Annotated in this window: 11 protein-coding genes; 6 read left to right on the plus strand and 5 right to left on the minus strand. The window is 58.9% G+C overall.

All coding sequences use genetic code 11. The annotated features are described in order from the left end of the window. The coding region (locus tag VGL70_24970; GenBank protein HEY3306785.1) for a fused MFS/spermidine synthase at nucleotides 1-809 on the minus strand (809 nt) is incomplete at its 3' end. Between the two features lie 2 nt (nucleotides 810-811). Next, nucleotides 812-2,812: an ATP-dependent helicase gene (locus tag VGL70_24975; protein ID HEY3306786.1), complete on the minus strand. Its 2,001-nt coding sequence runs from the start codon at nucleotides 2,810-2,812 to the stop codon at nucleotides 812-814. A 267-nt stretch (nucleotides 2,813-3,079) separates the two neighbouring features. Here VGL70_24975 and VGL70_24980 point away from each other — a divergent pair, with 267 nt between their 5' ends. From VGL70_24980 to VGL70_24990, 3 genes are all read left to right on the plus strand, one after another. Then, nucleotides 3,080-3,844, plus strand: a complete 765-nt coding sequence (locus VGL70_24980) for a hypothetical protein (protein ID HEY3306787.1) — start codon at nucleotides 3,080-3,082, stop codon at nucleotides 3,842-3,844. A gap of 165 nt (nucleotides 3,845-4,009) precedes the next feature. Further along, complete coding sequence (locus VGL70_24985) at nucleotides 4,010-4,525, plus strand: 3-hydroxybutyryl-CoA dehydratase (GenBank protein ID HEY3306788.1); 516 nt, start codon at nucleotides 4,010-4,012, stop codon at nucleotides 4,523-4,525. Nucleotides 4,526-4,651: 126 nt separating this feature from the next. Continuing rightward, nucleotides 4,652-5,527 (plus strand): hypothetical protein, encoded by an 876-nt coding sequence (locus VGL70_24990; protein ID HEY3306789.1) that lies wholly within the window; start codon nucleotides 4,652-4,654, stop codon nucleotides 5,525-5,527. On the opposite strand, the gene VGL70_24995 is transcribed toward VGL70_24990, so the two are convergent. Continuing rightward, nucleotides 5,462-6,115 (minus strand): methyltransferase domain-containing protein, encoded by a 654-nt coding sequence (locus tag VGL70_24995; GenBank protein ID HEY3306790.1) that lies wholly within the window; start codon nucleotides 6,113-6,115, stop codon nucleotides 5,462-5,464. The genes VGL70_24990 and VGL70_24995 overlap by 66 nt on opposite strands. A gap of 4 nt (nucleotides 6,116-6,119) precedes the next feature. Then, entirely contained in the window at nucleotides 6,120-7,148 is a 1,029-nt protein-coding gene (locus VGL70_25000; protein HEY3306791.1) for a hypothetical protein, read from the minus strand. A gap of 217 nt (nucleotides 7,149-7,365) precedes the next feature. Here VGL70_25000 and VGL70_25005 point away from each other — a divergent pair, with 217 nt between their 5' ends. From VGL70_25005 to VGL70_25015, 3 genes are all read left to right on the plus strand, one after another. Further along, nucleotides 7,366-7,737, plus strand: a complete 372-nt coding sequence (locus VGL70_25005) for a VOC family protein (GenBank protein HEY3306792.1) — start codon at nucleotides 7,366-7,368, stop codon at nucleotides 7,735-7,737. A 172-nt stretch (nucleotides 7,738-7,909) separates the two neighbouring features. Beyond that, entirely contained in the window at nucleotides 7,910-8,167 is a 258-nt protein-coding gene (locus VGL70_25010; protein ID HEY3306793.1) for a DUF4160 domain-containing protein, read from the plus strand. A 4-nt stretch (nucleotides 8,168-8,171) separates the two neighbouring features. Next, nucleotides 8,172-8,438: a DUF2442 domain-containing protein gene (locus VGL70_25015; protein ID HEY3306794.1), complete on the plus strand. Its 267-nt coding sequence runs from the start codon at nucleotides 8,172-8,174 to the stop codon at nucleotides 8,436-8,438. Nucleotides 8,439-8,730: 292 nt separating this feature from the next. Here VGL70_25015 and VGL70_25020 read toward each other — a convergent pair. Continuing rightward, nucleotides 8,731-8,921, minus strand: a 191-nt coding sequence (locus VGL70_25020; protein HEY3306795.1) for a hypothetical protein, incomplete at its 5' end; no start/stop codon positions are given.

An 8,921-nucleotide genomic window follows, 5' to 3' on the forward strand; every position in this document is an offset into this window, starting at 1 on the left:
GGATCGTTCAGGTTCATCGCGCTCTGGAGCGTCTGATCGAAGTACATGTAGCGAGCCTCGTCGTCCTGGTTCACACGGATGTGGTGATAAAAAGAGTCTTTTTCGTAGAGCGTTCGATAGACCGACCACGCCGACAGAGGCAACGTTATGAAGAACAGGGTGAGAAGGATGACAACGGCCGCCTTCGTCACGGCCCCGGCGCGGCCACGCACTTTCTCGCCGTGCGCGCGCGTCAGCGGCCACATGACCAGCGCGAGCAGCAGGAGCGTGAGTCCCAGCGCGTGGATGATGTTGGCGACGCCGATCGCCGGTATCAGATAAAAAGCGGTGAAGAGCGTGCCGAAGATGCTGCCGCAGGTGGAGAGCGCGTAGAGCGTGCCGGCCGTGCTGCCGACGGTCGATAGCGCCGTCGCGCCGAGCCGGATGGCATAGGGCGAGATCGTGCCGAGAAAAATCCCCGGCACGAGAAAGTAGATCGTGCTGACGATGAGCGGGTTCGCCCGGGCGCCGAAATCGGTCTCCGCCACCCACAGGTTCACCGTGGGATAGAAGAAGGGGAGAGTGAAAATCATCGCGCCGGGCATGAGCAGCAGGAGCAGCAGCCGCGCGAACGATGGATTGCGCTCGGAGAGCCGGCCGCCCCAGTAGTAGCCGACGCTCAGGGCGGCGAGCACGACGGAGATCAGGCTCCCCCAGACGAAGATCGAGTTGCCGAAGTAGGGCGCGAGCACGCGCGAGCCTACGATCTCCAAAGACATGAGCACGGCCCCGCTGATAAAGACGATGATGTTCAACCAGAGACGTACCATGCTCAGTCCTCCCAGTCGCGATGGTCTTCCTCGTCGACCAAGGTCACCGGCTCCAGCAGCTCCTCGGAAATGCCTTCGATAAATTGCGACCGCCGCGAGAGCACGGTGCCCAGGCCGCGGTCGAAAATCTTGATCGGATAGGAGATGAAGAGATTTTCCTTGGCGCGCGTCGCCGCCACGTAGAGAAGCCGTCTCTCCTCTTCGAGTTCCTCGGCGGTGTTGATGTTGTAATAGGACGGGAACCGTCCCTCCAGCACCCAGATGATGAAGACCGAGTGCCATTCGAGGCCTTTGGCCGAGTGGATCGTCGAGAGCACCAGCGGGCCTTCGTCCGGATCGACCGCGAGCACGTCGTCCACGCTGTCCGTCGGCGGTTCGAGCGCCATGTCGGTCAAGAGCCGCTCCAGGCTGCGGTAGCGCTCGGTCATGCCCTGAAAATGCTCCAGGTCTCTCATCCGCTTGGGATAGTCCTCGGGGTGATTCCGCTTCAAGATCGGCGCGTAATACTGCATCAGGTATTGCGTGTTTTCCGCCGGCCGTTGCGCCTCGGAGCAGACTTCCAATACCTGCGCGAGCGTTCTTAAACCGTGCGCGACTTTGCCTTTGGCTTCGAACGACCGCAGGCGCTCTCTCGGGTTCGAGCCCTCGAGCAGCCAGTGGATGATTTTCTGGCTCGCCTGGGGACCGACTCCTTCCAGGAGCGAGAGCACGCGGCCCCAGGAGATCGCGTCCTGGGGATTGGCGAGAATGCGCAAGTGCGCGAGCACGTCCTTGATGTGCGCGGTCTCCATGAACTGGAAGCCGCCGCGCTTGACGAACGGGATGTTGTGGCGCGTGAGCTCGATTTCCAAATCGAAGGAATGAAAGCTGGAGCGGAACAACACCGCCACGTCCCACAGCGGCACGCCTTCTTCTCTCAGCTCTAAAATTTTCTGGCAGACGAAGCGCGACTGCATCGGCTCGCTCTCGGCCTGGACGAGCAGCGGCGTGTCGCCTTCCTGCTTGCTCGTGAAAAGACGCTTCTCGTACTTCTCGGCCGCCCGCGAGATGATCTCGTTCGTGAAGTTCAGGATCGGCTGCGTGCTGCGGTAGTTCTCCTCCAGCGAAATGATGCGCGCGCCGGGAAAATCCCTGGGGAAGTCCATGATGTTGCGGAAGTTGGCGCCGCGAAACGAGTAGATGCTCTGGGCGTCGTCGCCGACCACCATGACGTTGTCGTGCGCCGCGGCGAGGAGCCGGACGATGTCCGCCTGCAAACGGTTCGTGTCCTGATACTCGTCCACCATGATGTAGCGGTAGGTTTCCGAGAGCCGCCGGCGCACATGCTCGTCGCCGCTGAGAAGCTCCTTGAGCTTGATGAGGAGATCGTCGTAGTCGAGCAATCCGCGGATCTTTTTGTAATCGACGTAGCGCTCGTACAAGCGCAGGAGATCTTCGAGGTACTCATAGAGATGAGGATAGTCGCGCTCGATCAGATCCGGGATCGTCCACTGTTTGTTCAGCGCCATGCTGTAAATTTCCGCCACGGTCTGCTTGCGCGGGAAGCGCTTCTCCTTGGTGTTCAATCCCAGCTCGGCGCGGAGAAGCTGGACCATGTCCTCGCTGTCGGGGCGGTCCATGATGGTGAACGACGGCAGAAGCTCGATCTTGGGGCCGTGGTGGCGGAGCACTGTGTTGGCGAACGAGTGAAACGTTCCGCCGGCCACTTTGTCGCAACGGTTGTCGATCAAGAGGCTCGCGCGGCGCAGCATCTCTTCGGCCGCACGCCGTGTGAAGGTGAGGAGCAGGATCGTCCGCGGATCGATGCGCAGATCGATGAGCCGCGCCACGCGATAAACCAAGGTGCGGGTCTTGCCGGTTCCGGCGCCCGCGATGACCAGGACCGGGCCGTCCACGGCGGTGGCCGCTTCGAACTGCGCTTCGTTCAGCTCCTTGCGGTAATCGATCCCTGAAATGGAACCGGAAGGGAGGTCGCTCCGTTTTAGGACATATTTCCGGGCCAAATGTTTTTCTCCGGGGAGTTTCCCTAAGCTACTAATTTTCTGTGAACGTAGCAAGCTTCTTTCCTTTACGCCGTCGGGCTGCTACGAGTAATATCATTATACTTTTAGCCATGCCAAAAAACTCTGCCCTTCACGCGCTAAAAAAGGATGTCACTCCCGCGCATCCGCCAGAGGACGGATCAGCCTCAGACTGAAGCGGGAGTCCAGACCCCCTTTGTCTCCCCCTTAGCAAGGGGGAGATTTAGTGGGGGTTCATTCGAGCCTTTTATGAGACTTTTGGCAAGCACGATCGCTGCTCTGGTTCTCGCTGTTCTTGCCGCGCCCGCTTCGGCCCAGGTGAAGAGCAAGGCGTCTGCCGCCAAGCCGGCGGGGTCCGCTCGCGCGGGCGACGAGACCTTGCGGCTGAACGCGGAGGTCATTCGCACCACGGGGGAGTACCGAGACCAGCTTACGCACCAAGCGAAGCTCGAAGCTGTGGAGATAGAGCGGCTGGAACAAGAGGTGAAGTTCCGCGCGCAGTGGCTCGACAAAGGCTATATCGCCCGCCAGGAATGGGAGCAGAAAAAGCTCGAGCTGGCCGCGGCGGAAGCGAAGCTCGCCGACATCCGCCGGAGGATCGAGGAAGCCGAGATGGTCCTCGGCGAGGCGGAAGCGCGCGCGGCGCTCCTGACGCTGCCGGCGCTGCCGCCCGGCGGCTACAGCGAGAGCGCGTCGCTGGTCCGCTACAACGGCGGCGCGCCGTGGTCGCTGGCGGACTCCGGAAAGATCGAGACGTTTTTCGCCTCGCGCTTCGGCCGTTCGCTTCCGGTGAGCGCGCGCGGCGAGACGGAGCTGCACCGGCGCATGAAGTTCGATCACAGCAACGCGATGGACGTGGCGCTCCATCCGGACAGCGTAGAAGGGCGTGCGCTCATGGAATATCTCCGCAAAGCCGGCATCCCGTTCATAGCTATTCGTGGAAAGATGGCGGGGTCAGCGACCGGCGCGCACATCCATATCGGCAAACCGTCGGTCCGGATGGCCGGGCCGTAGCTTATTTTAGATTTTCGATTTCAGCCCAAAGGACTGATCAGCCTCAGGCTGAGCCGATTTTGGATTTAATTGAAAATCCAAAATCTAAAATCGAAAATAGTTGATGGTTGCCGGAGCCAGCGTGATTCAATTAACATGGCTGTTACAAGTTTGTAGGAGGTTGCTATGAAGGAGTTGGCCGCCGTCGATCTTCACGAAGCGATTCAAAACGTGCGCGATGCCGGCAAGGGCCGCCGGGTGCTGTGGCAGGACTCGGAATCGATCGCCTTTTTGAGCCGCGGCCGCAAGATGAGAACGGATTTTCACGTCGATCCGAGCGATGAGGTCACGCTACAGCTCGCCGGCGAGCAGCACCTCCATTACCTCACGCCTGAAGGCGAGCGGAAGGTCGCGCTGATCCGTCCCGGCCAGCTCCTGTTGTGCCCGGGAGGCGTGCCCCATTCTCCGCGCGTGACCGAGGACGCCTGGTTCGTCGTGATCGAGCGCAAGCGGCGCGCCGGCGAGGAGGACCGATTCCTGTGGCTGTGCGAGGGCTGCGGTGAAAAAGTTTACGAAGTCTCCGTGCCGGTCGGCGATTACAGCCAGGACCCGGTGGGGCGAGTCCATGAGCGCTTCTACGGCGACGAATCGCTCAGGACCTGCAAGAAATGCGGCGCGGTTGTGCCGCGCCCCTCTCCTTAGGAGTGAAAATGATTGGGCGTCTCCTGATAGTCTTGCACTTCGACGGGCTCAGTGCGAACGGGTTAGGAAAGCGCCGTTCGTGGTGAGCTTGTCGAACCATAACGGCGCTCCGCATGTTAAGAGCATATGAAATCCTACGTCGCGGCGCTTCGAGCGCTGGCCGAAAGTTATCGACGAGCCGAGGCGGAGATCGTCAAGGCATACTTCGATAAGCGGAGAAGCAAAAAAGACCACCTTCACTGGCTCAAGGCGCAGGCTTACAAAGAGCATGCGGCGATCCATCCGCTGTTGAAGCTCCTCGCCGCTTTTTATTCGCGTTTCGACGGCGAAGTCGATCGGCGCGAGTTCGAAGAAATCGCCGAGAAGCTGGCGGAAGAAACCAAGCACGCGCGGCTGGTTATGGATCTGCTCGAAGCGATCGGCGGCAAGAAGCTGACGCCGCGAGATCTGGTGTGGCTGCCGGAAGACAAGAAGCTCGCGCGGGTGCGGGCGCGGTACTCGAAAACCTACGCCGCGCTGCTCCACGGCTCGAAGACTCCGAGCGACAAAGAGATGAGACGCAAAGACGAGGAACTGGAACGCGCCGCCGTCACGCTGACCGAAGGCGGTGGCGGCGCGCTTTACGAGGTCTGCGTGCGCCTCAAAAAAGGCGCGATCGAAAGAAAGATCGCCGCGGCGTTCAAGGAAATTCACCGTGACGAGGTGGACCATAAAAACGCCGGCGCGCGCAACCTGGAGCAGCTCGTGCAGCGCCGCGAAGATTTCGACCGCGTCGCGGAAATAATCCGCCAGGTCTCAAGCCAACGCCTGCGCATGCGCAACGAGCAGTTCGGGTTTCCTCTGAGCGAAGCGAAATTGCGTGAGCTGGGAAAGCGCTGCTCCCCGTCCGGGAAGCGGCGCTCTCGCGTCGGCCGGCTGACGGACGGAAAGAAAACGTTACTCCGTCGCTTTCGCGAAGATAAGAAAATGTTGCCGCGGCAGAAAATCGAAATCCCTTTGTAGAGCGTAGCCCGCCTGTTTCATCTCGCTGACGATCACTTCCTTCGCCGTGTGATGGCCCGGCATGGTTTCGATCCATCCTCCTTTGCCGTTGAACTCCACAATAGCCACGCGACCTTTGGGGCGGAGGTATTTCTGGGCGTCGGCAAAATATTTAACGCGGTCGCTTAAATGGTGATAGGTGTTGCTGGTGAAAATAAGATCCACGCCGGATATCGGCAGGAGCGGGTCATTGATTTTCGCGAGAATAACCTCGACGTTGGCGAAACTTTCCTGCTTTGCCCGTTTCGCGAGCGCATCGTTCAATCCTTGGTCTACGTCCACCGCGTAGACCTTGCCTGATGGTCCCACCGCCTTTGCCATCCGGAAAGTAAAGTATCCTCCACCCGAGCCCAGGTCGGCAACGCGATCTCCCGGACGGATGTCGAGCGCGCGAATGACCTCGTCGGGCTTTTGCCATTCGTCGCGGCCGATGCCTTCGTAGGCGCATTGCTTGAGCTTGGTGCAGCCTGCGAGCAGGAGGAAAAGCAGCAGGAAAGAGAGTCGGACTCGTTGGTCGGCGCGCAGCGGATCTAACGAATAAGTTCTCACGGACTCATTTCCCGACGAACATTCTCAAATAATCTTTGCTTTCCTGGTTGCAGTATGCGCTGTCCTCATCGCGGAGCGCGGAGCAAAAGGGCGCGGCGTAGCTGGTGTCCCAGGTGTTGTCGATCAGCGCGTAGACGACGCCGCGAATGCAGGCGCGGCGCGGCTCGCCTTCGGCCCGCTCGCATTGTTCAGCCGCCGGGCGGCTGTCGCCGCCGCGAGCCGCGTTCGACAGGTCGCGTCCGATCGACTGCGCGCACTCCGTTTCAAACCGCCCCGCCTTGGCGCACTCGTCGAAGAGCAATTCGGTCGCGAGGCCCATCTCCTGCATGCGCCACGTCTGCATCAGGTAGCACGCGCCGCGATATTTGGGCACGACTTCGTTGCAGGGATAGTGGTAATCGGTGGCGCTCACGTTTCTCTTTTCCGGGTTGGAGGAAAAAACGTTTTCCATGAAGACGCCGCCGTAGCAGACCTCCCGGCTCCAAGAGTCCGGCAGCGAGTCGCAGGCATGTAAGGATGGATCGATCTGGTTTTCGGTGAAGTACATGACGGCGTGCCCCAATCCATGGAGGCACTGGAAATAAACGCGCAGCGGGCTTTTTGAATCGCAAGCCGCCGCAGCCTTGCGCGCGATCTCATCCTGCGTGACGTGTCGCGCGAGGTGTGCTTCGTCGCCGCGCAGGAAGCGCTCCACCGCGCCGTGATAGCATCCGGAGTGGCAGGTCTGGTCGCATGACATGAAGGCGTCGTGGATGTTGCCCTTCAGGCGGAAAATCTCTCGCCCCAATGCATGAACGATCGGATGGCAGGAAAGGCGCAGCTTCGGATCGGCGTCGCCGTTGTTCTGAATCGATTTGAGAAGATCGCCGGGCGATTGGGTTGCCAGGCCTGCTCTAAAGAGCAGATCCAGACATTCACTGCTTCCGGTTTTGCCGAGACATTCTTTGATGGCTGCCGGCGAGGGGATTGCGGCAAGCTCTGCGGCGCGCGCGGCCAGGGCGAGCGACAGAAACGCCGGCATGATCATTGTCATTAGTATCTTCATGACAGCTTAATAACACATCTTACTTTCAAACATGAATAGGGGAGAGATCCTTCGCGTTGCTCAGGATGACGGAAGCGAGGTCCGTCCACGTCGCCTGACGGAATGCCCAAGCACCCCGGGTCATTCTGAGCGCAGCGAAGAATCTCTCTTTACCGGATCGCCCGCTTGCAATAAAATACCGGCAGCACAAGAAAAGGAGCAAGCCATGAAAACAGCTCTTAAGGTTACCGGTATCGATCACGTGGTGCTGCACGTCAAAGATCTTGCGCGGTCGAAGAAGTTCTACGTAGACTTTTTGGGCATGGAGGTCGAGCACGAAAGATCGTGGCAGCTTTTCCTAAAATGCGGAAGCCAGGGGATCGCGCTTTTTGAAGCGAAAAACGGCAATGAGATCCACGGCGGCAGCGAGCTGAACCACATGGCCCTGCGTCTGAAATCCGGAGAGTATGAAAAGGTGAAAGCTTTGTTGGAAGAAAAGGGGATCGAGGTCAACGGCCGCAAGGGCGATCCTCACTGCATTTATTTTTCCGACCCCGACGGCCACCGGCTGCAACTCCTGACGCCTGGGGAAGATTGAAAGGCGGTTTTGCGCCATCCAGTCTTGTCTAAGCGGTCGGCAACATTTCTGTCATGTGCGTGATGTTCGGCACCAGGGATTGGTTGCGTGGGTACTGGTACCAGTACCGTTGCGTGTGGACCGTGGCACCGCTACAATGGTTGATCGTCTTTGGAGCCTGGGGCGGGGATGCATGCCGGAAATCAGCCGGTTCCTTGGAATAGTCATTGCGATGTTCCACCGCGAGCACGCCCCGCCGCACTTTCACGCGTATTATGGTGAGTTTGAGATCACGGTTGAAATCGAGACCGGTATCGTCGTTGGTAGATTTCCCAGACGCGCCTTGGCGCATGTGTTGGAATGGATGGCGGCTCACAAAGCTGAGCTTCTGGAAGATTGGCGGCTTGCAAGCGAGCGACGGCCATTAAATAGAATTGACCCGCTGGAGTAGTTTAATGGAATATCGATTAGTCGACGCAAAATATATTAGGGATTTTGTGGTTTGGGTCAGGTTCAGCGATGGAGCCGAGGGCGAAGTGGACCTGTTGCCGGAGCTGTCCGGTCCCGTTTTCGAGCCTCTCCGCGATGTCGCTGCGTTCAAGCGGTTTCAGCTTCACCCTGAGCTTCACACGCTTGTTTGGGACAATGGCGCCGATCTGGCGCCGGAATTTTTGCACGACAAAGTGAAATCCAGTCGCCGGCCTGCCCGAGAAACCGGATAACTTGACAAGAATGAACTGTTAACGCAAAAGTTGCCCTATGGGTCGGGAAATTCACCGTGTCATGGCGTTCGAGAAAGTGGCGCCGTTTACATTGCGACTTAGATCCCGCAATCTTGCACTACTGGCCTGAATCAGGTGAGGCGCTCAAGAGTCTGGTGAAAGATTGGAGCGCGCCCCCTCCAGAAACACGTCGAGTCAGCCATTGAAATCAGTCCACCCACTGCGTCTATTTCTCCGCTCCCTATGTACACCGCGGCTGCAGCTCCTAACGCCGGTGGAGGAATAAGGAACGTCAAAGCATACGAGTGTGGCTGAACACGCCGTTGAGGATGTAGAAAAACCCCTCAAGCCGTGAAAATTTTCTTCCTTCTTTCTTTCCTCTGCTGTAAACTTCGCGACGGAAGGAGGAGAGATGGCCCGATATAAAGACTACTCGTATGAGCAGACCAAGCTGATTCCGCTTTCCTTTCATCATCAGATCCT

This window comes from Candidatus Binatia bacterium, from assembly GCA_036504975.1.
GTDB lineage: Bacteria > Desulfobacterota > Binatia > UBA9968 > UBA9968 > JAJPJQ01.

Excerpts from the sequence above, each read along its gene's own strand:
- VGL70_24980 (HEY3306787.1), top strand. The coding sequence starts at position 3,080 with ATGAGACTTTTGGCAAGCACGATCGCTGCTCTGGTTCTCGCTGTTCTT.
- VGL70_24985 (HEY3306788.1), top strand. The coding sequence starts at position 4,010 with ATGAAGGAGTTGGCCGCCGTCGATCTTCACGAAGCGATTCAAAACGTG.
- VGL70_24990 (HEY3306789.1), top strand. The coding sequence starts at position 4,652 with ATGAAATCCTACGTCGCGGCGCTTCGAGCGCTGGCCGAAAGTTATCGA.
- VGL70_25000 (HEY3306791.1), bottom strand. The coding sequence starts at position 7,148 with ATGACAATGATCATGCCGGCGTTTCTGTCGCTCGCCCTGGCCGCGCGC.
- VGL70_25005 (HEY3306792.1), top strand. The coding sequence starts at position 7,366 with ATGAAAACAGCTCTTAAGGTTACCGGTATCGATCACGTGGTGCTGCAC.
- VGL70_25010 (HEY3306793.1), top strand. The coding sequence starts at position 7,910 with ATGCCGGAAATCAGCCGGTTCCTTGGAATAGTCATTGCGATGTTCCAC.
- VGL70_25015 (HEY3306794.1), top strand. The coding sequence starts at position 8,172 with ATGGAATATCGATTAGTCGACGCAAAATATATTAGGGATTTTGTGGTT.